The organism is Bacteroides sp. 1001136B_160425_E2 (assembly GCF_015559655.1).
Lineage (GTDB): Bacteria > Bacteroidota > Bacteroidia > Bacteroidales > Bacteroidaceae > Bacteroides > Bacteroides luhongzhouii.
The window spans coordinates 38,012-62,853 of record NZ_JADMQH010000016.1 but is presented as its reverse complement, the minus strand read 5'-3'; the positions used below and the strand labels follow the sequence as shown (position 1 = coordinate 62,853).

Below are 24,842 nucleotides of genomic sequence, written 5' to 3'. Positions count from 1 at the left end.
AGGAGCCGCACCGGACTCCTTTTAATCTTTTGTTTATATATTAATTAACATACGTAGGACTATTATCCACATCTGGAAGCACCGCAAGTAGTACAAATCAGACAGCCTTCCTGATAAACCAATGTCTCGTTGCCACAGTTCGGGCACTTCTTGCCTTTGGCTTCTGTTCCATCCTGAATATACTTCTTCAATGCACGTTCTACACCGTTTTTCCAAGTGTTGATACTTTCACTGTTCAATTGTAGAGAGCCAACCAGTTTGATAACCTGTTCAATCGGCATCCGGTAACGAAGCACGCCGGAAATCAATTTTGCATAGTTCCAGTATTCCTTGTTGAACTTCTCTGACAATCCTTCAATGGTCGTCTTATATCCGCGTTTGTTCTCGAATTGGAAGTCGTAACGTTTGGTGCCGTCTTCATCTACATTTTTGATGATACGTCCGCAAGTTACGCTCTTAGGCAGCAAGATACCTTCGTCATCATCTTGCAAACCTGTGAATATTTCATAAGGGTGTCCGTCTAATAATCCGACAAAAGCTACCCATTTTTCCTTGTTGTTCTGAAAACGGACAACGTCTGCTTCCAGTATTTTCGGACGTACCTCTACAACCGTAGGTGGTTTGCAAGGAGGAAGCCCTTCTTTCTTGTCTTTATCCGATTTCGTAGAAATCAGCACTCCGGAGCGTGAACCGTCACGATATACGGTACAACCTTTACAACCGGATTTCCATGCTTCTACATACAGACGGTTTACTAAATCCTCGTCCACATCGTTCGGCAGATTGATGGTTACGCTGATAGAATGGTCTACCCATTTCTGGATTCTTCCCTGCATCTTTACTTTCATCAACCAGTCGACATCATTAGAAGTCGCTTTGTAATAAGGAGATTTGGCAACCAGTTCGTCAATCTCTTCTTGGGTGTAACGTCTGGCCGGATCATATCCGTTAGCTTCCATCCAAGTAACAAATTTATGATGGAATACGATGTATTCTTCAAATGCGTCCCCTGTTTCGTCTACAAAGTCTACATGTACATTCGTATCGTTCGGGTTCACCTTTCTTCTGCGTTTGTAAACAGGCAGGAATACAGGCTCGATACCCGAAGTGGTCTGCGTCATTAAACTAGTCGTTCCGGTTGGAGCAATCGTCAGACAGGCAATGTTACGGCGACCGTATTTTTTCATATCCTCATACAGTTTCGGGTCGGCTGCTGCCAGGCGTTGGATGAACGGATTGTTCTGTTCACGTTCGCTATTATATATTTCGAAGGCTCCGCGTTCTTTGGCCATTTCCACTGAAGAACGATAGGCGCCGAGAGCTACTGTCTTGTGTACTTTTTCAGAGAATTCCGTTGCTTCTTCCGTTCCGTAACGTAATCCTAAAGCAGCAAGCATATCACCTTCTGCGGTGATACCTACGCCGGTGCGACGACCTTGTCCGCTTTTCTTGTAGATTTTCTCCCAAAGTGCACGTTCCGCATGTTTTACTTCTTCGTTTTCCGGATCTTCGTCAATCTTGGTCATGATACGTTCGATCTTCTCTAGTTCGAGGTCGATAATATCGTCCATGATCCGTTGAGCGAGAGCCACGTGTTTTTGGAACAGGTCGAAATCAAAATAAGCATCCGGTTTGAACGGATTTACCACATAAGAATATAGATTGATAGCCAATAAGCGGCAGGAATCGTAAGGACATAGAGGAATTTCTCCGCATGGGTTGGTAGATACCGTTCTGTAACCCAGGTCTGCGTAGCAATCAGGCACAGATTCACGGATAATCGTATCCCAGAACAAAACACCCGGTTCTGCCGATTTCCATGCATTGTGAACGATTTTCTTCCACAATGTAGAAGCATCGACTTCCTTGGTGAATGTAGGTTTGGCAGAGTCGATAGGGTATTGTTGTACATACGGCTTTTCGTCTACGGCAGCCTGCATGAAAGCGTCGTCCAACTTGACAGAAACGTTTGCTCCGGTCACTTTACCTTCGGTCATCTTGGCATCAATGAATGCTTCCGAATCCGGATGCTTGATAGACACGCTCAACATCAATGCACCGCGACGTCCGTCCTGAGCTACTTCACGAGTGGAATTCGAATAGCGTTCCATGAATGGAACAAGACCGGTTGAAGTCAACGCCGAGTTTTTAACGGGAGAACCTTTTGGGCGGATGTGTGATAAGTCATGGCCTACTCCACCGCGTCTTTTCATTAGTTGTACCTGTTCTTCGTCGATTTTGATGATAGCGCCATAAGAGTCGGCTGCGCCGTCCACTCCGATAACGAAGCAGTTGGATAGTGAAGCGACCTGGTAGTCGTTACCGATTCCTGTCATCGGGCTACCTTGGGGGACGATGTACTTGAAGTGATCTAGTAAATCATACAGTTCTTTTGCTGTCAACGCATTCGGATACTTCGATTCTACGCGTGCCACTTCATTTGCAATTCTCCAATGCATGTCTTCCGGGGATTTTTCATAGATATTACCGAAAGAATCCTTTACTGCGTATTTGTTTACCCAAACCCTTGCAGCAAGCTCGTCGCCTTGAAAATATCGTAAAGATTCTTCATAGGCTTCCTCGTAAGAATAAATCTGTTTTTCCACGACTCAATTTGTGTTAAATCTCGTTTTTAATAAGTAATGTGTAGAAGTTTACTTATCGTTAACAAATGTAGGCGCAAAGCTAAGAATGTTTTTTCATCTATCAAAATAAAAATGAAATAATTTATTAACAGGTTGCAAGTTTACCATTTGTTTATGCTAAGTATTTGATAAACAGTTGAATTTGGATTTTGTTCAAAGGTTAAAGTTCTCCAAAAAGAAAACTATTCTAATCAACTAGTGTGGTGGAATATTTTTTTCTTTTTATATCTTTGCAAAAAAAAGATATGTTTGAAACCGTAAAGAACAGAAGAACTATCCGGAAATATCTACCTAAAGATATAAATCCGAGTTTGTTAAATGATTTGCTTGAAACCTCTTTCCGTGCTTCTACGATGGGTGGGATGCAACTTTATAGTGTGATTGTGACCCGTGATGCGGAAATGAAGGAGAAACTTTCGCCTGCTCATTTCAATCAGCCGATGGTAAAAAATGCACCGGTCGTATTGACTTTTTGTGCTGATTTCCGTCGATTCAGCAAATGGTGTGAACAGCGGAAAGCTGTGCCGGGCTACGATAATTTAATGTCTTTTATGAATGCGTCTATGGATACTTTGCTTGTTGCGCAGACTTTTTGTACGCTGGCGGAAGAAGTAGGACTCGGCATTTGTTATTTGGGAACTACCACTTATAATCCACAAATGATTATCGACACCCTCCAGCTCCCCGAACTGGTATTCCCTCTCACCACAATAACGGTAGGCTATCCGGATGGTATTCCCGCACAAGTAGATCGTTTGCCTTTGGAAGCTGCCGTGCATGATGAAAAATATCACGACTATACACCGGAAGAAATAGATAAACTCTATGCCTACAAAGAATCATTGCCGGAAAACAAGCAGTTTATCGAAGAAAATAAAAAAGAAACATTGGCTCAGGTCTTTACGGACGTGCGTTATACAAAAAAAGATAACGAATTTATGTCCGAAAATCTATTGAAAGTACTTAGCCAGCAAGGATTCTTGAAATAAGTGTTAAATAAGTGTTAAGTATTATCCATGCAGATAAGCTTTATTATGCGGTTTCGCATAGCTACGGTAATACTTAATACTTATTTAGTTTCTCTTCTTCAGTAACGATTCTATTTCCTTTACTTCTGCATGAAAGCTTTTGTCCACTTCCAATTGTCCTTTTACGGTTTTGCAGGCGTGAAGTACCGTTGCATGGTCTTTGTTACCGATAAACTTACCTATCTTAGAAGTTGAAAAGTCTGTGTGGTTTTTAGCCAGATACATGGCGATCTGTCGTGCTTGAACGACTTCCCTTTTTCTGGATTTTGTATGTATGGCAGACGGTTCCAGATCGAAATGTTTGCATACCACTTTGAGAATATCATCGATGGTAACAGCTTTTGTTTCGTTATGAACCACGCCGTGCACAATGTGTTGTGCCAAATCCATATCTATTTCCTTATTGAAAATAGTGGAACGAGCCATGATGGCAATGACGATACCTTCCAGATCGCGTACACTTTCATTCACATTTTCGGCAATATAATCGATCACTTCCGGTGGGAATTGTAACCCGTCGCGGTGTATCTTGTTGCGTAGAATGTTTTTGCGAAGTTCTACCGTCGGCTTCTCAAGCTCGGCTACCATTCCCCATTTGAAACGGGTCAAGAGACGTTCTTCGATACCTTGCAACAATACAGGAGCGCGGTCTGAAGTTAATATGAGCTGTTTGCCATTCTGGTGTAAATGATTGAAGATATGGAAGAAGTTGTTTTGCGTCTTGGTGACTCCGGCAAATTCCTGAATATCATCAATGATTAATACATCGATCGTCTGGTAAAAGTTGATAAAGTCGTTGGTCGTGTTATTACGTACTGAATCCGTATATTGCACTTGGAACAAATGTGCCGAAACGTACAATACTCTTTTTTCAGGATAAATCTCTTTGATTTTCGTACCTATTGCGTTTGCCAGGTGCGTCTTTCCTACTCCGGATGCTCCATAAAGGAATAACGGGTTGAAAGCAGTCCCTCCCGGTTTTTGCGCTACGGCTTCCGCCACACTTCTTGAAAGTTTATTGCTGTATCCTTCAATGAAGTTCTCAAAATTATAATTGGGATTCAAATGCGGGTCCAAATCCTGAACGGCAGGAGCCTGTAGGAAGCTGGGAGCTTTGTTTCCTCCGATTATGCTTTTGGGAGTAACAGCCGTAGAACGATTGCTTGCTTCGAGATTCACGGTTTGATTCGGAATCGAAGTTTTGTCCACCATGACATTGTACATCAACTTGGTGCCTTCGCCAATGACCTTATATAATGTCTTACGTATAAGATCTACGAACCTCTCTTCCAGGATTTCATAGAAAAACTGGCTCGGGATCTGTAAGATCAACGTTTTGTCCTCATATTTCAATGGAACAATAGGGGCAAACCAAGTATTATATGTCGTCTCGGGAACATTGTCTTTAATTACGTCGAGACAGCGGTTCCAAAGTACGACATGATTTGATTCAATCATAGTAACTTTTAATACATTTATTAATTAAGCAAAACTTCTACGTTTGCAAAATTGGGAATCTTATTCGGAAAAAACAAATCTTTTTTTTCTTGTTTTTTTCATGCGAACAATAATGTGTTTACTTTCAATGACTTATGCGTTTGTTGTCGGATACACTCTGTTTTCCCTCTCTTGCGATTTTATAAGTATCTGTATCTTAGTATCTTATATGTGTAATTTTAGCCTTTATTTTCACTTTTGTACGTTTGTACGGGAATATTATTTCGGTTTGTAGATAGACATTTGAAGAGCAATCTACTTTCTTTTGAAAGCCCTTCGTTATTTAGATAAAATCTATATAACGATAATTTGCTACTTGTCTTTCTTGCCGAATAATGAGAAGTGAACGTACCGTTTCGGATGCTCTTTCAGGTCTTCTAATAAGCTGGCTGCATTTTCAGTTGTTGCGTTCAGATTATTGTATAAAGTCGGGTCGTTGAAGAGCAGTCCGATTGTGTTATCTTTGCTGTTTAATTTTTCTGTAAGTATTTTTACGTTAGCCAGCGTTTCGTCTATTTTTTTGAAAGTGGCTGCATAGTCTACTTCTTTCAAATTTCCACTGATGACAACGAAGTTGTCTCCGATGGTGTTCAGTTTACTGGTGAGTTGAGGAATATCATTACTCATCAGCCCTTTTACTTGCGAACTGACTACTGCCAGGTTGGCGGTTGTCTTCTCTATCGAGTGCAGGGTGGCAGGGATGCTCTTGTCTCCTAATATATTGTTCAGAGAGATGAGGATAGAATCCAGTTTCGGAAGCATTTCTTCTACCTTTGGGATCAGTTTCGCCGCACTTTCCATCATTCCGTTGTTCAGTGTGCCGGGGATCGTATCTCCTACGGCATATTTTTCGCGCGGGTTGTTTGCCAGAAGAATATTCATGCGTACGCCTCCCATAAGTTCGGATACAAGCTCGGCACTACTTCCTTTGGGAATCCGTAGTTCCGTGTCCAGCTCCACTTCGACAATTACATTTCCGGGTTTGACATAATCATAATAGATGTCACGTACGATACCTACACGAACACCATCGGCAAATACAGGGCTTGATTTAGTGAGTCCGTTTACGTTTTCAAATTTGGCATAGAAATAGCTGGAAGGTTGAAACATATGTATACCTTTCAGCCAGTTAATTCCGTATATGAGCACACATAGTGCAACAATACCTGCAATACCTATTCTGACTTCTTTTGTAATGTACTTCATTTTATCTTTTTATTTATTTCTTCTTTTTTTGAATTCGGCAATCGCTTCATTGACGTTCATTTTCTCGCCGTTCCGGAAAGCAATGATAAAGGCGTCTTTGAATTGTGCCGTAATGGTACGCTTTGTACGCAACACTTTGTTGTAATCGGCGGAGGCTCCATACGTGTATTTGTATATTCCCCCTTCCTTATAATAATCTACCTCTTTCAGTCCTTTCAGCCGTTTGTCGTTTTTGGCGAGAGGTTTGGAAGAAGTGAGTATCTGTATCTTAAACGTAATTTCACTGTCATTGGTTGCGCTTTCTACCACAATCGGGCGTTTCGGTGTTGTTTTGGCTGTCGCGGCAGGTTTTGTTTTTGTTTCGGCCAATAGTTCCTGCTGTTGGGGAGCTGTGTTCACGCTTTCGGTATCCTTTTGGGCAATTGCCGGGGCATTATCTTCTTCCTGTTCGGTTGGGACAATCGTTTTGCTGACTCCCGTTAGGCGCAGTTCATGTTCTCTCTTATAATTTAAGAAAGCGTGGTAGATGCCTTTTGCCATGGTGCCGGCCCCTTCTTCAGAATTGAGATAGCGCTCCTCTTCGGGCGTAGATATAAATCCTAGTTCTATCAGAATGCTTGGCATGGCACTCGCTTTTAAGACAAGGAATCCGGCTTGATGTACTCCACGGTCTGCCCTTCTACAAGTTTGGCGAAATTGTTTCTGCATCAGCGAAGCCAGGTGTACACTCTGCTCCATATATTTATCTTGCATGAATTCAAATATAATATATGATTCGGCAGAGTTCGGGTTGAAACCGGCATATCTTGTTTCATAGTCGCTTTCATAGAGGATTACGGAGTTCTCTCGCTTGGCAACTTCCAGATTAGCGTCTGATTTGGCCAAACCCAGTGTCCAGGTTGAAGCACCTTTTGCGGTACGGTTGTTAGCCAGTGCGTTGGTGTGAATGGAAATAAAGAGATCAGCCTTCGCGTTGTTCGCAATTTCTGCGCGTCGGTCCAAAGGGATGAATACATCTTTGCTACGGGTGTAGATCACTTTGACGTCATCGCAGTTCCTTTTAATCAGATTTCCCACTTTCAGGGCAACGTTCAGATTGATATTTTTCTCTTTCGAGATTTTGCCGATGGCACCCGGATCATGTCCGCCATGTCCTGCGTCGATAACTACTACAAAATCCTTCCCCCATAAGTGGTTAGTACATGAGGGTAGAAAAAGTAGCCAGAGGCAAATGAATATGTATAATATGTACGGTCTATTCAGTTTCATATCTATAATACGGTGCAAATGTAGTAGAAATTTGTAGAAAACTCATTATTTGCCATTAAGTTTTGTGTTTTTTTCGGTTTAATGGTAGCTTTTTTCCTGAAATCTCCGTTACTTTGTGCTTCGAAGTTAAAATGTACGACGATGCTTAAGTTTTTGAAGAATTGGACGTTACCTATTGCTATGCTGGTAGGTGCTATAGGTTATCCGCTGTTTATCAGCCTTTCTTTTCTGACTCCCTATCTTATTTTTACGATGTTGCTATTGACCTTTTGTAAGGTATCTCCTCGTGATTTGAAGCCTAAACCTCTCCATATGTGGTTGTTATTGATTCAGATTGGCGGAGCGTTGGCGGCTTATCTGTTGCTTTATCGCTTTGATAAAATAGTAGCAGAGGGAGTGATGGTTTGTATTATTTGTCCTACGGCTACGGCCGCTGCGGTGATTACTTCCAAGTTGGGTGGGAGTGCAGCCAGTCTGACTACTTATACATTGATAGCAAATATCGGTGCGGCTATTGCTGTGCCTATTCTTTTTCCTTTGGTGGAGGTGCATCCTGATGTTACTTTTTGGGAGGCGTTTCTTGTTATTTTAGGTAAGGTATTTCCGTTGTTGATTTGTCCTTTTTTGGTTGCTTGGTTGTTGAGCAAGTGTTTGCCAAAAGTGCATCAGAAGTTATTGGGCTATCATGAACTTGCTTTTTATTTGTGGGCTGTGTCTTTAGCTATTGTAACAGCGCAGACATTGTATTCCTTGCTCAATGATCCTGCGGATGGTTTTACGGAAATCATGATTGCTGTCGGAGCACTGATTGCCTGCTGTTTGCAGTTCTTTTTGGGGAAGACAATCGGCTCAATTTATAATGATCGTATCAGTGGTGGGCAAGCACTTGGACAAAAGAATACGATTCTGGCTATTTGGATGGCACATACTTATTTGAATCCATTGTCTTCTGTGGCTCCCGGTTCGTATGTGTTGTGGCAGAATATAATCAATTCGTGGCAGTTGTGGAAAAAGAGAAAGAAAGAGATGAAAAATTGAATATAAATTGCTTACAAAAGAAACAGGTACAGTCAGTTGACTTGTCACAATCAGCTAAGCAAACGCAATAGGTGAAGCCGGTCGAAAGGCAGGAACAACAACCAGCCAAAAAGAAAAGCAGAGGGTTCAGAATGTAGTTACCGCACGCTTCCCACAGGCTTTTGAGTAAAGAAAAGCCATAGCTAAATAGGGCGTTTTCTTCACGCAGTGCAAGCACCGCTAAAAACACCCTATCGAGCAAAGGGGCGATGCCCCTTTTGAAACCCCGTGAGCCATGCGGCAAATATGCAATGAAACTGAAATATATATTGAATACTATACTATTTGTTTTAGCATTATCTTCTTTGTTTATGTGTATATTTAAGACTACAGAGTTAAGTTTAAAATGTATGCAGTTTGCTGTATCTATCTCCTGTATAGGAGTGATGTTTTCAAGAAAAAATATAGATACATATTTGCATCTATCGCTTTAATCATTATAGGAATATCTTTTTTACTTTAAATGTTGAAATAATGGATATAACATTTTGGGTTATAATATTGGTTTTTGTATTGGATATTGCCGTACTTTATGAAATTGTACGTTCCAAATACACCGAAGGATATAAAATATTCTATGCTCTGATAGTCTTATTGTTGCCTATTATTGGAGTGTCTATATATTATCTAATACGCAAATGATTAAAACTATATGAAGACATGGTTTGATAATGGTTTCAGTTTAATCAAGAATACCATATTGATAGCTATCGCTATTTTATTTATGTACGAAAATGAGTTAAAACATAAATTTGTGTTAAGTTTAGTACGTTCCTTTGTGTATATATCCAAAACGTATTAAACCTATTTCTATAGATAGCAAATATATGTGTTGGCGAAAAGAGAAAAAAGCCTTTATTTTCTTTTCGCCAGCATTATTTTTGTACTTTTGTCACATATAACAAAGCGCAAATGGATATAAATCAGAATTATAGAGAAGCAGTAAAGACTATAAAAGAAGCTATCTTACGCAGCCAGTATCGTGCAGCCGCATCGGTGAACAAGGAACAGCTATCTCTTTATTATGGCATCGGACGTTACGTGTCGGAAAATTCCCGTACAGGCTTTTGGGGGAAAGGTGCAATTGAACAAATATCTTCTCTGTTGCAAAAAGAATTGCCGGGACTAAGGGGATTTTCAGCAACAAGTATAAGAAATATGCGTATTTTTTATGAGGAGTGGGATAAGGTTTTAAATCATCCGCCGTTGGCTGATGATTTGTTGTTAAATGAAAAATTGCTTCTTGTAGAAATTCATCAGCCAACGGCTGATGAATTTAACTGGTCAGACTTCCTCTCAATCGGCTTTAGCCATCATACCGAAATAATATCCAAAGCTAAGACTTTGGAAGCAAGGCTATTTTATATACATGAGTGCGCTACTCGCTATTGGAGTAAATATACTTTAAGGGATTACTTAAAAGCAGACCTGTACAGCCATCGGGGAACTTTGCCTAACAATTTCACACAAACATTGCCTGATATTAAGCAAGCATTAAAAGCTGTTTGTTCATTCAAAGATGAATACTTGCTTGATTTTATCAATGTGGAGGAACTGAATGAGCAAGAGGAAGATTTAGACGAAAAGATAGTAGAAAAGGCGATTGTTGCCAACGTGAAGAAGTTTATTATGACTTTTGGGCAGGATTTTAGTTTTATAGGCAATCAATATCGTGTTGAAGTGGCTGGAGAGGAAATGTTCATTGATTTGTTGTTTTTCAATCGGGAGCTTAATTCTTTGGTGGCGGTTGAATTGAAGTCCGGGAAATTTCGCAGTTCCTATTTAGGACAACTGAATACTTATCTTTCCGCTTTGGATTCATATGTGAGAAAACCGCATGAGAATCCCTCTATAGGAATAATACTTTGCAGAGAAATGAATCAAACTTTTGTAGAATTTGCAGTTCGTGATTATAACAAGCCGATGGGAGTCGCGACTTACCGTACATCCAAAGATATGCCGGAACGACTTCGTAACGCCATGCCTGACATTGAAGAACTGAGAAAGTTATTGTAGAGCGAAAGCCTATCTCTTTTTTGGCAGGTAATTTCCTTTTGTTACCTTTGCACATGAAGCCCACCACTAAGCGAATCTCTTCGTTTTTTTGTTACTATTTTGTTACCCGCTATTAGTAATTGGTGGGTTTCTTTATTGATAATCAACTGAATATGATTGCCATTATATAATATGTGGCAGAATATAATCAATTCGTGGCAGTTGTGGAAGAAGAGAAAGAATGAATTGAAAAATCAAGCGTAAATATCTGATTTATAATAGTAGGATTTCATTCTGAGGTGTGGGTGTTCAACGATGATTTTAATCATTTAGTCGGAACTAAAAAGAAAAAGGATGGAGGAAATTTTTGAAATAGAAGACTTAAAAGAACTGGAAGAATTTTTGCAGTCTCAATCAGACGTAGAACAGTTGCGCGAACGCTTGTTTGCCGAGTTTCTGAAATATGCGGATTATAAAAATGCGGAAGAGTGGAATAAAGCCGTTCGTCTTTGCGAGAGCCTGGCTATTATCGGTTGGGGAAATCACGAAGCTCTTGAAGCATTGAGAGGGCAATTCTTTAATGGAAACCCCACGACTTGTTTTCAAAATAAATTTGGAGAAACTCGTTTTGTCGATGCCATTTGGTCGAAAAGAGTCAACGGCTTTACTATGGAACAGGGAAGGACAAGTTATTGTTTCAGTCCTGACGACCCGAATCAAAAGCAATCCGTACTTTGGGAATATGAAGTAAAAGAAGATATACAGGATATAAGTCTGGAAAGTCAAAGAAACTGGATTCCTAAAAATCCGGTTTGGATAAAGCGAATAATTAGTAATTGTTATGAAAACTCGAAGGCGGTGATCGAGAGCGTTGACAAAGAACTACAATCGGAGCTGAATAGAAGGATGCGTCCTGAAAAATACGGGCGGGCTATCAATCAAATTATAATAAACTGTTCATATAGCTATTATGACCATGCATATTGTAAAACGAACTATGTCATTGCTGATGAAAAGTTGAAATTGAAACAAAAAGATTTCTATCCGACACTGCTCACAATGTTTACTAAGAAAGAAATTGAACAGAATGGATATTTCCTTCGCAACCGTTTTGAATTTGGACCATTCAGAGCAGATACTGGGAAAATTAGGATCGGACTAAACCTTGAGAAAGAATTCAGTGAATTAAGTCATGCCGAACAGAAATTAAAGCTAAGTGAATATATTCTGTTTGCTTTAAACCATGTAACTGACAAGCTAAAAAAGAAGAAGCTGGATTATGACTTCGACTTGATGCTTGAAGATTTTAATTCAATACTAACCGAGTGGAAAGCATGAAAGATATAATAGAGTTATCTCATCTTCAACAGATAGACAAGGCTTTAGGCTGGCTGAAAGTCGTTGAAGATAATGAGTTGGCAACTGTGTGGAGCTATAAAATTCATAGATTGCCTGATCCAAACTCTGGCTTTTCTTATTATCATTTAATGGTAGACAACGAAAGTAGCGATCCGAAAGATTGGACAGAGTATAACCCCGATAATCAGTCATTGGAACTATGCTTTGATGATATTATAATAACACGAAAGTAATCTTTTGCGTCAGTAATATTTTAGAACTGGTTCTGTTTTGCTATCTTTGCGTCAAAACATTGTAACACACACAAGAAAACATGAAAAATAAAGCCGTTGTAGTCGTTGTTATTTTAGGAAGTTTGATTATATCGATGTTTGCAGGTTGCCGACAATCTCCTTTGAAATACATTCCCCCGACAATAGATTCTGTCAATAACGACAAAAGCAGGATGGGGTTGAACGGAAAAGTCAAAACGTTGGATATCTATTATTATCGTCCGGAAAATACATCGTCTTTCTTCTCGGTGAAATTCAAAAAGGGTGGGAAATGGGAAGAGGACGGAATACATCACTACCATTTTCATTTCAATATCGACGGCAATCTTGTTCAGTGTAATGAGTACGATAAACAAGAAAATATTATTCGAAAGACCGATTATACCTATGAGACTTGGGGACATACATCTACACTCAGCTTTCCGAAAACTAACAGTACGATTGTCAATAAGTATAATACTGACGGGAAACTGCTGGAAATTGTGTATAGTGATTCCCATGGGGAGATAAACACTTATGACGATAGGGGAAATCTTATCCGAACCAAACAATTGACGGCACGATTTACAAACCGGCTATGACCGAATATGATTATAACGAACATGATTTGTTGGTAGAGAAGAGGGAATATTATAATATAGGGGAATTATCGGGCAAAACAGTCTATGAGTATGATACAAATGGTTTGTTGGCTCAGACTCAAGTGTATGATTTGCTGAGTCGTGATAAGCCGGAAACGCATTTCATCTATGAATACAGTGATAGTAACCGCGTTGTGGAAAAATATAGGATTGACGATGAAGGTAATAAAGAGTTAGAGTCCTGGTGTAAACGTAAATATTATCCGAACGGTAAACTGAAAACCGTTGTTCGTAATAGTATCGTGCAAGAGAAATACGATGAACAAGGACGACCGATTGACGAGCGGCCAGGATTTGAAATACTCTACAAAGACTTCCAAGACTACGGCTGTGATGCGAATGGTAATTGGATTGAAACAAAGAATTTCAAAGATTATGTTGATTTTGGCACGGGGCTCGGTCGTATATTAAAACCTTATGTCGAGCGTATCTTTACTTATTACGAAGAATAAAAACTTAAAATTAAACAATATGCACACAAACACCCACCCACATAGCAAGCGGTAAGATTCCAGAAATCATAGTAACATTGTTAGTGCATACTAAAAAAAGAAAACGATGGGAAAAGTAATGAAAGTATTCAAGACACTGATAAACGAGTTGTTTGGAACTAAGAGAGAGTATAAAGTGGAAGGTTTGGGCATCTTTACCTGTAAGGTTTGTGATTGGTGGCGAGATAAATGTTACCTTTGGAGTGGTGCGGTGCAATTGCCTTTTTACTCGGTAGAAACTCTTGTTCTGATAGAAGGGGACGCTTCTGCTCCGTTTTCCAGGCAATTATTGGAATTACAGGTGTTATTGCAGAACTGGGTACCTATGGCAGAACAACTAGATAGCATGCTGTCCAGCAAAAGCCAGCAGAAACATAAAGAAAAAATATACGGATCCTGGCAGGATGATTTTTATCCCTATACGATCGTGCCGGCTGTACTATATAGTGACAGTTGGGAGATTGTGTTTTACCGGAATAGTGGTGTAAATTATAATTTCACTGTTTTTTGGAAAGACAACAGAGTACAGGATTTACGTTTGGGAGATTTTTGAATCCTTCCTTTGTTTATAGCATTTCCCGTTCTTTCTTTGTCAAACTTTTAACTACAATATCGTAGGAGTTGCTTACAAGCTCTTTGATTTTCTCATCAGGTACGTCTTGATTGAAATAAACACTGATCCAATATTTTTTATTCATGTGCCAGCCTGGTTTTATACCAGCATATTCAGTTTGCAGTTCTCCGGATTCGTCAGGATTACATTTGATGCAACAAAAATCGAAAATCTCAATATTAACGAAACAGAACCATTTGTCCGCTACATAAAAGCATAGAACGTCACGGCTATATTTATCGGGTACATTGGGAAAAGGCATCTTCTCATGGACTCCCTTAAAAGACAGGCAATATTCTCTAAATTCTTCGATATTCATTTCACTTTTTTATGTTCGGTTATCTATGCAAAAATAGTTAGAATAAAGGAGTGGATAACCATCTTTCTATGAAAATATTCAGGTGAGATGTGTTTTCACGTCTTTGTTTGGTTAGTCGACTTCTTCAAATGAATAGCCGATCTTAAAAACTACTTGACGCTCCACCGCCACCGCTACGTCCACCACCAAAACTGCCGCTACTGCTACCGCTACTACTACTGTGACTATTACTAGGACTGTCACTATTTGGGGGTGTCTTGCGGGGAATCTTCTGTGTTGTCTGCTTTTTATCTCCGCACATTAAGCAAAGATAGTCGGCAACCTCCAATCCGGCATCGGAATATGTGGCTTCTTTAACTGTTTTCCACGGACTGATACGCTTGGAAGCAATGGTATGGCATTGATTACACATCTTATATTCGCTTCCGACGACAGATTTATACTGCAATATCCAGCCGCAGGAAGTACATTGATAAATACGGTGGATGGCAGAACCTAGTTTGTGTTCCATTTGCTCGGAAGCCGATAATAAAGGGGTTGCAAGCTCATTGGATAAAAGTTGTAAAGCCACAGCTTTGCAAGAGTCGCAGGTCTTACTCTGCAAAATAACACGTTGTTTTTGGTAGAACTTATACCATAAGGATGCTGCAATAAGTGCAGGCCAGACCGGAAAAAACAACACAAGACATCCAAGTGGGCTGTAAAGTGTCAGGACTTTGATTGCTGCTAATGCTGAGCCGTCTTTGGGGCGAGCTTTATTTACCTTCATGCGATAAGTGAGAACATTTACCAGTATCAAGAATATCCAAAGCATAGGCGACTGATTTGCCAGAAAATTCCACAACGTATTGCCGGCACTTTTCCAGTAATTATCAGAAGTGCCTTGAGAAACTGGTTCATAGTCGCTTCCATAGAGCACCAATGTTACAGCCCGGACTCCCTCTGTCATTCCTCTGTCAAAGTCGTTTTTTCTAAACCATGGAACCATTTCATTCTGTTGAATGCGAAAGCATAAAGCATCGGGAAGTACTCCTTCTAAACCGTATCCGGTTGCGAAAGTGACTTTACGTTGATCGAGTACTAAAAGAATCAGTAATCCGTTGTCGTCCGCTTTCTTTCCGATGCCCCAGTGCTCAAAAAGCTTGTGGGCAAACTCTGCCGGAATATCTTCTCCGATAGAAGAGAGCGCAACAACCGCCATTTCAATACTCAATGAGTCTTCTAACTGTGACAACATATTATTTATCTCCCACACATAACTTTCATCCAATATCTGATTCGGATTGCTAATCCAATTGGAAGAGCTTTCATTACGCGGATTGGGGACATCTGTTACTTTATAAATTTCTACTGTTTGTTCGTGCTCTAAAGCCAATGCAAAAGCATGATTACCAAAGGCATAACAGAAAACAAGAAGTAATGTCCGGGCTATTCCCCTGAAGCTTTTTTGTGTTTTATCTTTCATTGTTTTGTTATTAACTGATTGTTCTTAGAGTAGAAAATAACTATCATAACTCTCATTCTTTTTGCTAATATAGTTATAATCAGATGAATAAGAATGATAGATGTCTCTGAAATTTTGTATCTATCATACTTTCTTCATGAAATATGGGTATCTATCATTCTTATTCCACTGTTTTACTGTTTAATCTTTCATGGTATTACCCCGCACATAAATTTTATGACTGCCGCTTCCAATAGTGTCAAGTATTCCTTCCTTTACCCATCCGTTCAATTCATTCAGCGCTTTGTTCTTTAGTAGTCCCGTCAGTTGCGTATACTCCTTGCGTCGTATCATCGGTCGTTCATCCAGAAACTTCTCCAACCTGCGGCGACGTTCTTCCACCGGAACTTCGGCGGAATGTGCAAATCCCAACTTCGCTTTTTCCACAAATCCGCGAACCTTCTTTCGGAAAGAAGATGATGGACGAAAATTTACATTATCGAAATAAATGGACTGCGCATGTATCTCTTTGGCATCCATCACCGGACGTGCTTTTAATTTGGCTGAAAAATATCCAAGGTTTCCCAACTGAACGTGATGTCCGCTGACTAAATATTCGGATATTTTATTTTCAATAGCCAGCTGGACTCCTTCAATATCTGCCGGCGTAAAGCTGGAAGCTTGAGCGATCTCTTTTACAATTTGTTGAAAGTCGATGGTTCCGTTCGATACGATGCGGGGATACAACGGCTGTTCGTCTTCGTCTTCTTTCGAAGACGGTTTTTTGCGAAAATCATACTTTGCGTACATGTCTTTTCTATTATGGGTTAATGTGGCTAAAACGCCTTTTAAAAGGCATTTTAATGATTGTTTTGCAGCAAGATAACCTACAATTGCAACCTGGATAATCAACTGGAATCAGTGGCTTTTCTTGGGCACACATTTGTGGGCTCTACAGCCCACGAATGTAAACTCTACAGCCCGCATAGGTGGGCTGTACGGCACACTTATGCGGGCTGAAGTCTTACTGCCTGCAAAGATACATTATCCTGCCTTTATTCGCAAATTTAGTAAGCATTATTTCTATAAAATAAAGTCGTGTGGCGTGGCAAATAAAAGCAGTGAAATTTGTTTGGGCGAAGAGCATGTTGTATCTTTGTATGGCTGTAGTGCAGCTTTCCTTTTACTGGAAATAATAATAAAAAAAGATGAGAATAACATTAGTCAGAGACGATGGCAAGGTAAAAACTTTACGCACGTTGAAAATGGAGCTCCTTTTGGAGCAGATGAAAACGGAAGTCAAGGCGCAGCCCGTCTCAAAGATGAGGGAAGTCTTGCGGTATACTCTTCCGGGAAATTCGATTGAAGAGGTACGTAAAGTTCCCAAAGTGATGCCTGCCGCAGCTTTTGTCCGTAAAGAAGGGGTGATGACCCTGAATGAATATAACGGCATAGTGATGATGGAAGTCAATAACCTTTCGGGGAGGGCGGAAGCCGACGAAATAAAAGAACTGGTCAAAGAGCTTCCGCAAACATACCTTGCTTTTACCGGATCTTCCGGCAAATCAGTAAAGATATGGGTGCGGTTCACCTATCCGGACGACCGCTTGCCGACTTTACGCGAGCAAGCGGAACTTTTTCACGCGCATGCTTATCAGACGGCTGTGAAATATTATCAGCCACAACTGCCTTTTGATATCGAACTGAAAGAACCGTCGCTCGAACAATATTGCCGGTTGACGTATGATCCTGAACTTTATTTCAATCCGAAAGCAATGCCCATTTATATGAAACAGCCCGTCAGTCTTCCGTCCGAAACGACTTTTATCAAACGAACGCGGGAAACTGATTCTCCTTTGCAGCGAATGGCGCCCGGATATGAAAATTATGAAGCATTGTCGGTGCTTTTCTCCGCTGCATTCAACAGGGCGCTTGAAGAACTGGACGGATATCGGGAGGGAGACGATCTGCAACCGCTACTGGTGTGTTTGGCGGAGCATTGTTTTCGGGCAGGTATCCCCGAAGAAGATACTGTGCGGTGGACAAAGGCGCACTACCGGCTCCCTTCGGACGAGTTACTGATTCGCGAAACTGTGAAAAGTGTCTATCGTTCCGCCAAGGGATTCGGCAAGAAGAGTAGTCTGACGGCCGAACAGCTTTTCGCCATGCAGATGGACGAATTTATGAAGCGCCGTTATGAATTTCGATACAATACGCTGACCACGGAAGTGGAATATCGCGAACGGAATAGTTTTAATTTCTATTTTCGTCCGGTAGACAAGCGGGTGCTGGCGAGTATCACGATGAATGCCATGTATGAAGGGGTGAAAATGTGGGATAGGGACGTAATCCGCTATTTAGATTCCGATCATGTGCCTGTTTATCAGCCGGTGGAGGATTTTTTGTATCATCTGCCTCACTGGGATGGTAAAGACCGGATTTTGGAACTGGCCAACCGTGTTCCCTGTGATAATCCGCATTGGGCGCCGTTGTTCCGTCGGTGGTTTTTGAATATGGTTGCCCATTGGAGGGGAATGGATAAGAAACACGCCAACAGTACGTCACCTTTGCTGATTGGCCCGCAGGCATATCGGAAATCGACTTTTTGCAGAATGCTTCTTCCTCCTGCTTTACAGGCGTACTATACGGATAGCATTGATTTCAGTCGGAAACGGGACGCGGAGTTGTATCTGAATCGCTTTCTGCTTATCAATATGGATGAATTCGATCAGATTAGTCCTACCCAGCAGGCTTTTCTGAAACATATTCTGCAAAAGCCGGTGGTGAACACACGTCGTCCGAATGCTTCGGCAGTGGAAGAGCTTCGCCGGTATGCATCGTTCATTGCCACGAGCAATCATCGGGATTTGTTGACGGATACTTCTGGTAGCCGTCGTTTTATCGGTATTTACATGACGGGAGCTATAGATGTGTCGCGTCCTATTGATTATGAACAGCTTTATGCACAGGCGTTGGAGTTGCTTTATCACAACGAACGTTATTGGTTTGACTCCGAAGAAGAGGCTATCATGACGGAAAACAACCGTGAGTTTGAACAATCTCCTGCCATCGAACAGTTATTTATGGTTTATTATCGTAGGGCGGAAGAAGAGGAAGAAGGAGAATGGCTACTGGCTATTGATATTCTGCGGCGGATTCAGAAAGCGAGTAAGATGACGTTTTCCGCCAGGCAGGCGTCTTATTTCGGGCGTATCTTGCAGCGGCTCGGAGTGAAATCTAAACGGAAAACGTATGGTACGTATTATCATGTTGTACCTTTGGAGGTAGAATAGAATTTGTTATTTATTAATTATTTACATCATATATATAATGCTATGACTAAAAAAGATGCTATAAAAGTGTTTGAAGATAAAAAGATCCGTGCTGTTTGGGATGACCAAAAGGAGGAATGGTATTTTTCCATTGTGGATGTGATTGAAGTATTAACAGACAGTGAGCGTCCTCGTAAGTATTGGGGGGATTTAAAAAAGAAGTTGAAAACAGAGGGAAGTCAGTTGTCCGAAGAAATCGGACAACTGAAATTACCCTCTTCCGACGGCAAACTGTATAAGACAGATGTAGCTACAACCCAACAGCTTTTCCGTCTAATTCAGTCTATTCCCTCACCCAAAGCGGAACCCTTTAAGATGTGGATGGCTCAAGTCGCCAAAGAGCGTCTGGATGAAATGCAGGACCCCGAACTGACTATAAATCGGGCGATGATGGAATATAAATCTTTAGGTTACTCGGACAATTGGATTAATCAACGATTGAAATCAATTGAAGTACGGAAGGAACTAACTGACGAATGGAAAAGAAATGGGATGCAAGAGGGCGTTCAGTTTGCTGCATTAACGGATATAATTTATCAGACATGGGCTGAAAAGTCGGCAAAAGAATATAAGCAGTTTAAAGGATTGAAGAAAGAAAATCTCCGTGACAATATGACGAACACTGAACTGATCCTTAATATGCTTGCTGAAACGGCTACTACGGATTTGTCCAAAGAGAGAAACCCATCCGGTTTTGCTGAAAATGCCGAAGTGGCAAAAGATGGAGGAAATGTGGCAAGAGTTGCTCGCAAGCAATTGGAAAGTCAGCTAAAACGCCCTGTTATATCTCCACTTAATGCAAAAAGTGCATTGCAAGTTGGTGATGAACGGGAAAAAAATGAAACTTCAGGAGAGAGTGTGGAATAATCAAGTGTGATAGATACCCCGTTTTTGATGGTCTAAGTATGATAGATGCCGGAAATAATAGTTATCTATCATACTTATTCTTTTAATTATAAGTGGTTTATGAAAATGAATGAGAGTATGATACTAGTTTTTTTACTCATAGAGAAGATATTTTTTTCTGATCTCCTTGTAATCCTGTAATTCCTTTTGCCAACTATTCCGGATAGCCTCTTCCGACTCTCCTTTGATGATAGCTTTGCGTACGCTGTCAGTTCCCATCAGCAAATCAAACCATCGGGCACGGGAGAAGAAGGCTGCGTTTTCACCGGATAAGCGATAAAAGTTCAAGAAGTAGCGAAGCGTAAATCCATTCACATCGGTTACATTCCGGAGATCTTCCCCATAACAGGTGATACCTTTGTGCATTGGATTTTTGTCAAACCCGGGTAAGGAGCGGGGAGTAAAAGTGAAACTTCCGTATTTCTTATTAGGTGCGCCTAATACCTGGAAAGGGAAAGTTGTTCCTCGTCCTACGCTGACGCGGGTGGCTTCAAAAGGACAGAGTGAGGCGTACAATCGGATAGACTGGTCGTTCGGGAGGTTGGGCGACGGTTTGATGGGAAGTGAATAAGGTTCCCCGTGTTTCCATCCGGTCATTGGAATTACCTTTAATGAACAAGGATTTTTCTTGTTGGCAATCCATCCTTCCCCGTTTATCATCTGTGCCAGTTCGCCGATGGTACATCCGTGAAGTACAGGAATGGGAAGCATGCCGACAAAACTCTTGTAGCCCGGTTTGAGTATCGGGCCATCCACATAATCGCACGGATTGGGACGATCCAGCACAATCATTTCCTTCTTGTTCTCTGCGCAAGCTTCCATTACATAATACATTGTACTTATATAGGTATAAAAGCGTGCTCCCACATCCTGAATATCGAACAAAATAACATCAATATCTTTTAGCTGGGCAGCGGACGGTTTTTTGTTGTCGCCATAAAGTGAAACGATAGGAGTACCAGTACGGGAATCTTTTCCGTTTTTCACCGTTTCACCCGCATCTGCATTACCTCGGAAGCCATGTTCGGGGGCAAATACTTTGACGACCTGAACATTTCTTTTTAATAAGGTGTCGAGAAGATGAGTTTGCTTTGCCCCTACAACGGAAGTATGGTTGACTACCATTCCGATGCGTTTTCCTTTCAGCAACGGCAGATATTGATCCATCTGTTCTGCTCCCGTGACAATTTGACTGTTTACACGCATTGGCAACAACATAATGAACAAAAATATAAGAATGAAGGAAGCTCGAGTTTGCATATCGGTAATTTTTTTGTAATATTGCACAAAAATATTAATTTCTCGTCAAGAGAGCAAAAAATAAAGCACATGAATCCATACGAAATCATTGATAAATATTATCCGGAGAATACGCAGCAGAGACAAATCTTAGTAATACATAGTCTGGCCGTGTCCGGAAAAGCAATGAAAATGCTGGATGCTCATCCCGAATTGCGTTTAAACCGGAGTTTTGTGAAAGAAGCCGCTCTGTTGCATGATATTGGTATTTTTCAGACGGACGCTCCAACCATTCAGTGCTTTGGCACTCATCCTTATATCGCTCACGGATATTTGGGAGCTGAAATCTTGCGGGCGGAAGGTTTCCCTCAACACGCATTGGTGTGTGAACGTCATACGGGAGCCGGACTTTCGTTGGAAGATATCATTGCCCAGCAACTTCCCGTTCCTCATCGGGAGATGCTGCCCATCACCCTGGAAGAGCAATTGATTTGCTTTGCGGATAAATTCTTTTCTAAAACCCATCTGGATGAAGAGAAAACAGTGGAGAAAGCGCGGCAAAGTATTGCAAAATATGGTGAAGAAGGTCTAAGCCGCTTTGATAGATGGTGTTCTCTCTTTTTATAGCACTAAAAAATAATTAAATAACGAAGATTCTAACTCATATTTGGTGAAGATTGTGTACTTTTGCCACTTCAAGCGTAAACTATTAGTTAATGGCGCCATTGAAAGCAAAAATACTTATATCATTCATACTGCTGATTGTCTTGCTGATGCTTCCCGATGAGGCTACGTCTCAACGTCGAAGAAGAGGAATGATTGCCTCCAATACCGCACAAACGGATTCCCTTCAGGGAAATGATTCGTTGAAAGCAGATACGGTAACGGTACGCATTGATTCCATCGCACCGGTAAAGAAGAAACAACCACTCGATGCACCGGTTGTTTATGAATCTAACGACTCCACTGTCTTTACTTTGGGAGGAGCCGCTACACTTTATGGTAGCGGAAAAGTTAATTATCAGAACATCGAACTGGCTGCGGAAGTTATTTCGATGAATCTGGATAGTAGTACTGTGCATGCTTATGGTATCAAGGATACTACCGGAGTGGAAAAAGGTAAACCGGTATTTAAAGAAGGTGATACTTCGTATGATACGGAAACAATCCGATATAACTTCAAAACCAAGAAAGCGGGAATTACTGATATCGTCACCCAGCAGGGAGAAGGATATGTGACCGGAAGCAAGGCGAAGAAAGGGGCTAATGATGAAATATTCATGGAGCATGGGCGTTATACAACCTGCGATCATCATGATCATCCTCACTTTTATATGCAGCTGACAAGAGCTAAAGTGCGTCCCAAAAAGAATGTGGTGACAGGACCTGCCTATCTGGTAGTGGAAGATGTGCCTCTGCCGTTGGCTGTGCCGTTCTTCTTCTTCCCATTCTCCAGCAGTTACTCTTCCGGTTTCATTATGCCGACTTATATGGACGACTCCAGCCGTGGTTTCGGTTTGGCAGAAGGAGGATACTACTTTGCCATCAGTGATATCATGGACTTGAAGATGACGGGAGATATCTTCACGAAAGGTTCATGGAGACTGTCCGGATTGACAAACTATAATAAACGTTATAAATATTCCGGTACGCTGCAAGCAGACTATCAGGTCACCAAGACAGGAGATAAAGGGATGCCGGACTATACAGTTGCTAAGGACTTTAAGGTAGTATGGAATCATCGCCAGGACGCTAAAGCCAGTCCGAACAGTACATTCTCCGCTAGTGTGAACTTTTCAACCAGTAGTTACGAACGTTCCAATATCAACAACCTTTATAATTCACAGTTGTTGACTCAAAATACTAAAACATCAAGTATCAGTTATTCCCGTAGCTTCCCTGATATCGGTCTGACCTTATCCGGAACCACTAATATCGCACAGACGATGCGTGACTCTTCGGTTGCAGTCACTTTGCCTGACTTGAATATTACATTAAGCCGTCTGTTTCCGTTTAAACGCAAGAAGGCGGCAGGAGCTGAACGCTGGTACGAAAAGATTTCCATTAGTTATACGGGACGTCTGACAAACAGTATCCGTACAAATGATAATCATCTGTTTAAAGCCGGAATAAGTTCATGGGAAAATGCGATGAATCATAACATTCCTATCAGTGCTACTTTTACGTTATTCAAATATTTGCAGGTTTCTCCTTCGGTCAATTATACAGAGCGTTGGTATACTCGTAAGATTAATCAGCAATACAATGAGGTAGACCATAAATTGGAAGCATTGCCGGGTGATACATTGAATGGTTTCTACCGGGTTTCCAATTATTCGGCAAGTTTGAGCTTGAGTACGAAACTGTATGGTATGTACAAACCTCTTTTCGCTAAAAAGAAAGAGATACAGATTCGTCACGTATTCACTCCGCAGGTAAGTCTTAGCGGTGCTCCGGGATTCAGCAAGTACTGGGAGGAATATACAGATTATAATGGCAATACGCAATATTATTCTCCTTTTACGGGGCAACCTTATGGAGTGCCTTCGCGTGAAGGATCGGGAACAGTCAGCTTCTCTATTTCAAATAACTTGGAGATGAAGTATTACGACGCCAAAAAAGATACGCTTAAAAAAGTCAGTCTGATTGATGAATTGGGAGCGAGCATGTCCTATAATATGGCTGCCAAAGAGAGACCTTGGAGTGATTTAAGTATGAACCTCCGTTTGAAACTGACGAAGAATTATACTTTCAACATGAATGCATCGTTTGCTACGTATGCCTATACATTCGATAAAAGCGGTAATGTAGTGACCAGTAATCGTACAGAATGGTCGTATGGACGTTTCGGACGCTTTCAGGGATATGGTTCTTCTTTCAACTATACCTTTAATAATGATACATGGAAGAAATGGTTCGGTCCGAAAGAAGAAGATGAAAACGTGAAGAATAAGAATAAGTCAGAGGATGGAGAGGATGAAGAATCTGACGGAACGGAAGGAGATGGCACTACGCCTAAGAAAGTGGAGAAAGCACAAGCTGACTCGGATGGCTATCAGGTGTTTAAGATGCCTTGGTCGTTGAGCCTTAGTTATTCGTTTAATATTCGTGAAGATAGGTCCAAACCTATTAATCGCTATTCCATGCGATACCCTTATACTTATACGCATAACATCAATGCAAACGGAAATATAAAGATTTCTAACAACTGGTCGCTCTCGTTCAACTCCGGCTATGATTTTCAGGCAAAAGAGATTACGCAAACTTCTTGTACAATCTCCCGTGACTTGCACTGTTTCAACTTGTCCGCCAGTCTTTCTCCTTTCGGACGCTGGAAATATTACAATGTTACAATCCGTGCGAATGCAAGCATCCTGCAAGACTTGAAGTATGAGCAGAGAAGCCAGACGCAAAGTAATATTCAGTGGTATTAATAAAGCGGTAAACGCATAAACTATAAACGGAAAACGATGAGCGGTGAACAACTTATGCAATCTTAATGCATATAT

The 24,842-nt window shown here is 41.0% G+C and carries 21 protein-coding genes; 13 read left to right on the top strand and 8 right to left on the bottom strand.

Annotation, left to right across the window (positions count from 1 at the left end):
* Positions 1-62 precede the first annotated feature (62 nt).
* Positions 63-2,606: an adenosylcobalamin-dependent ribonucleoside-diphosphate reductase gene (locus tag I2I04_RS16455; protein ID WP_143257767.1), complete on the bottom strand. Its 2,544-nt coding sequence runs from the start codon at positions 2,604-2,606 to the stop codon at positions 63-65.
* A gap of 284 nt (positions 2,607-2,890) precedes the next feature.
* On the opposite strand from I2I04_RS16455, the gene I2I04_RS16450 reads away from it, so the two are divergent.
* Complete coding sequence (locus tag I2I04_RS16450; RefSeq protein ID WP_195473028.1) at positions 2,891-3,634, top strand: NADPH-dependent oxidoreductase; 744 nt, start codon at positions 2,891-2,893, stop codon at positions 3,632-3,634.
* Positions 3,635-3,718: 84 nt separating this feature from the next.
* On the opposite strand, the gene dnaA is transcribed toward I2I04_RS16450, so the two are convergent.
* From dnaA to I2I04_RS16435, 3 genes are all read right to left on the bottom strand, one after another.
* The gene (gene dnaA / locus I2I04_RS16445) at positions 3,719-5,131 is read right to left on the bottom strand and encodes a chromosomal replication initiator protein DnaA (protein WP_143257769.1); all 1,413 of its coding nucleotides are present in this window, start codon (positions 5,129-5,131) and stop codon (positions 3,719-3,721) included.
* 351 nt (positions 5,132-5,482) lie between these two features.
* A complete protein-coding gene (locus tag I2I04_RS16440; RefSeq protein ID WP_143257770.1) occupies positions 5,483-6,376 on the bottom strand; it encodes an MlaD family protein in 894 nt (297 codons plus the stop codon).
* Positions 6,377-6,385: 9 nt separating this feature from the next.
* Entirely contained in the window at positions 6,386-7,645 is a 1,260-nt protein-coding gene (locus tag I2I04_RS16435; RefSeq protein ID WP_195655468.1) for an N-acetylmuramoyl-L-alanine amidase, read from the bottom strand.
* 81 nt (positions 7,646-7,726) lie between these two features.
* On the opposite strand from I2I04_RS16435, the gene I2I04_RS16430 reads away from it, so the two are divergent.
* The 8 genes from I2I04_RS16430 (at position 7,727) to I2I04_RS16400 (ending at position 14,033) form a co-directional block, all read left to right on the top strand.
* On the top strand, positions 7,727-8,683 hold the full coding sequence (locus I2I04_RS16430) for a bile acid:sodium symporter family protein (RefSeq protein WP_195473031.1): 957 nt from the start codon (positions 7,727-7,729) through the stop codon (positions 8,681-8,683).
* A gap of 513 nt (positions 8,684-9,196) precedes the next feature.
* The gene (locus I2I04_RS16425; protein ID WP_195473033.1) at positions 9,197-9,364 is read left to right on the top strand and encodes a PLDc N-terminal domain-containing protein; all 168 of its coding nucleotides are present in this window, start codon (positions 9,197-9,199) and stop codon (positions 9,362-9,364) included.
* A 270-nt stretch (positions 9,365-9,634) separates the two neighbouring features.
* The gene (locus I2I04_RS16420; protein ID WP_195473035.1) at positions 9,635-10,738 is read left to right on the top strand and encodes a YhcG family protein; all 1,104 of its coding nucleotides are present in this window, start codon (positions 9,635-9,637) and stop codon (positions 10,736-10,738) included.
* Between the two features lie 333 nt (positions 10,739-11,071).
* Entirely contained in the window at positions 11,072-12,055 is a 984-nt protein-coding gene (locus I2I04_RS16415; RefSeq protein WP_195655467.1) for a hypothetical protein, read from the top strand.
* Positions 12,052-12,309, top strand: coding sequence for a hypothetical protein (locus tag I2I04_RS16410; protein WP_229067732.1), 258 nt, complete (start codon positions 12,052-12,054; stop codon positions 12,307-12,309). The genes I2I04_RS16415 and I2I04_RS16410 overlap by 4 nt, the downstream gene beginning before the upstream one ends.
* Positions 12,310-12,389: 80 nt before the next feature.
* Positions 12,390-12,929 (top strand): hypothetical protein, encoded by a 540-nt coding sequence (locus tag I2I04_RS23305; protein ID WP_229127003.1) that lies wholly within the window; start codon positions 12,390-12,392, stop codon positions 12,927-12,929.
* Complete coding sequence (locus tag I2I04_RS23300; RefSeq protein ID WP_229127002.1) at positions 12,926-13,441, top strand: hypothetical protein; 516 nt, start codon at positions 12,926-12,928, stop codon at positions 13,439-13,441. Before I2I04_RS23305 ends, I2I04_RS23300 begins: the two co-directional genes overlap by 4 nt.
* Positions 13,442-13,547: 106 nt before the next feature.
* Complete coding sequence (locus I2I04_RS16400; RefSeq protein ID WP_195655466.1) at positions 13,548-14,033, top strand: hypothetical protein; 486 nt, start codon at positions 13,548-13,550, stop codon at positions 14,031-14,033.
* Positions 14,034-14,046: 13 nt separating this feature from the next.
* On the opposite strand, the gene I2I04_RS16395 is transcribed toward I2I04_RS16400, so the two are convergent.
* The 3 genes from I2I04_RS16395 to I2I04_RS16385 all read right to left on the bottom strand — a co-directional run bounded on the left by I2I04_RS16395 (position 14,047) and on the right by I2I04_RS16385 (position 16,666).
* Positions 14,047-14,412 (bottom strand): MmcQ/YjbR family DNA-binding protein, encoded by a 366-nt coding sequence (locus I2I04_RS16395; protein WP_143257786.1) that lies wholly within the window; start codon positions 14,410-14,412, stop codon positions 14,047-14,049.
* Between the two features lie 142 nt (positions 14,413-14,554).
* The gene (locus tag I2I04_RS16390) at positions 14,555-15,877 is read right to left on the bottom strand and encodes a TPM domain-containing protein (protein WP_195655465.1); all 1,323 of its coding nucleotides are present in this window, start codon (positions 15,875-15,877) and stop codon (positions 14,555-14,557) included.
* A gap of 180 nt (positions 15,878-16,057) precedes the next feature.
* Complete coding sequence (locus I2I04_RS16385; RefSeq protein WP_195655464.1) at positions 16,058-16,666, bottom strand: HU family DNA-binding protein; 609 nt, start codon at positions 16,664-16,666, stop codon at positions 16,058-16,060.
* A gap of 398 nt (positions 16,667-17,064) precedes the next feature.
* On the opposite strand from I2I04_RS16385, the gene I2I04_RS16380 reads away from it, so the two are divergent.
* Together I2I04_RS16380 and I2I04_RS16375 are read left to right on the top strand one after the other, a co-directional pair.
* Positions 17,065-19,149, top strand: a complete 2,085-nt coding sequence (locus tag I2I04_RS16380; protein ID WP_008017953.1) for a BT4734/BF3469 family protein — start codon at positions 17,065-17,067, stop codon at positions 19,147-19,149.
* 42 nt (positions 19,150-19,191) lie between these two features.
* Entirely contained in the window at positions 19,192-20,055 is an 864-nt protein-coding gene (locus tag I2I04_RS16375) for a Bro-N domain-containing protein (RefSeq protein WP_008641043.1), read from the top strand.
* A 132-nt stretch (positions 20,056-20,187) separates the two neighbouring features.
* On the opposite strand, the gene I2I04_RS16370 is transcribed toward I2I04_RS16375, so the two are convergent.
* Positions 20,188-21,354, bottom strand: coding sequence for an exo-beta-N-acetylmuramidase NamZ domain-containing protein (locus I2I04_RS16370; RefSeq protein ID WP_195655463.1), 1,167 nt, complete (start codon positions 21,352-21,354; stop codon positions 20,188-20,190).
* A 69-nt stretch (positions 21,355-21,423) separates the two neighbouring features.
* Between I2I04_RS16370 and I2I04_RS16365 the strand changes: the two genes are divergently transcribed.
* Both I2I04_RS16365 and I2I04_RS16360 read left to right on the top strand, forming a co-directional pair.
* Positions 21,424-21,960: an HDIG domain-containing metalloprotein gene (locus I2I04_RS16365; RefSeq protein ID WP_004312347.1), complete on the top strand. Its 537-nt coding sequence runs from the start codon at positions 21,424-21,426 to the stop codon at positions 21,958-21,960.
* A gap of 89 nt (positions 21,961-22,049) precedes the next feature.
* Positions 22,050-24,767: a putative LPS assembly protein LptD gene (locus tag I2I04_RS16360; protein ID WP_195655462.1), complete on the top strand. Its 2,718-nt coding sequence runs from the start codon at positions 22,050-22,052 to the stop codon at positions 24,765-24,767.
* Positions 24,768-24,842 lie beyond the last annotated feature (75 nt).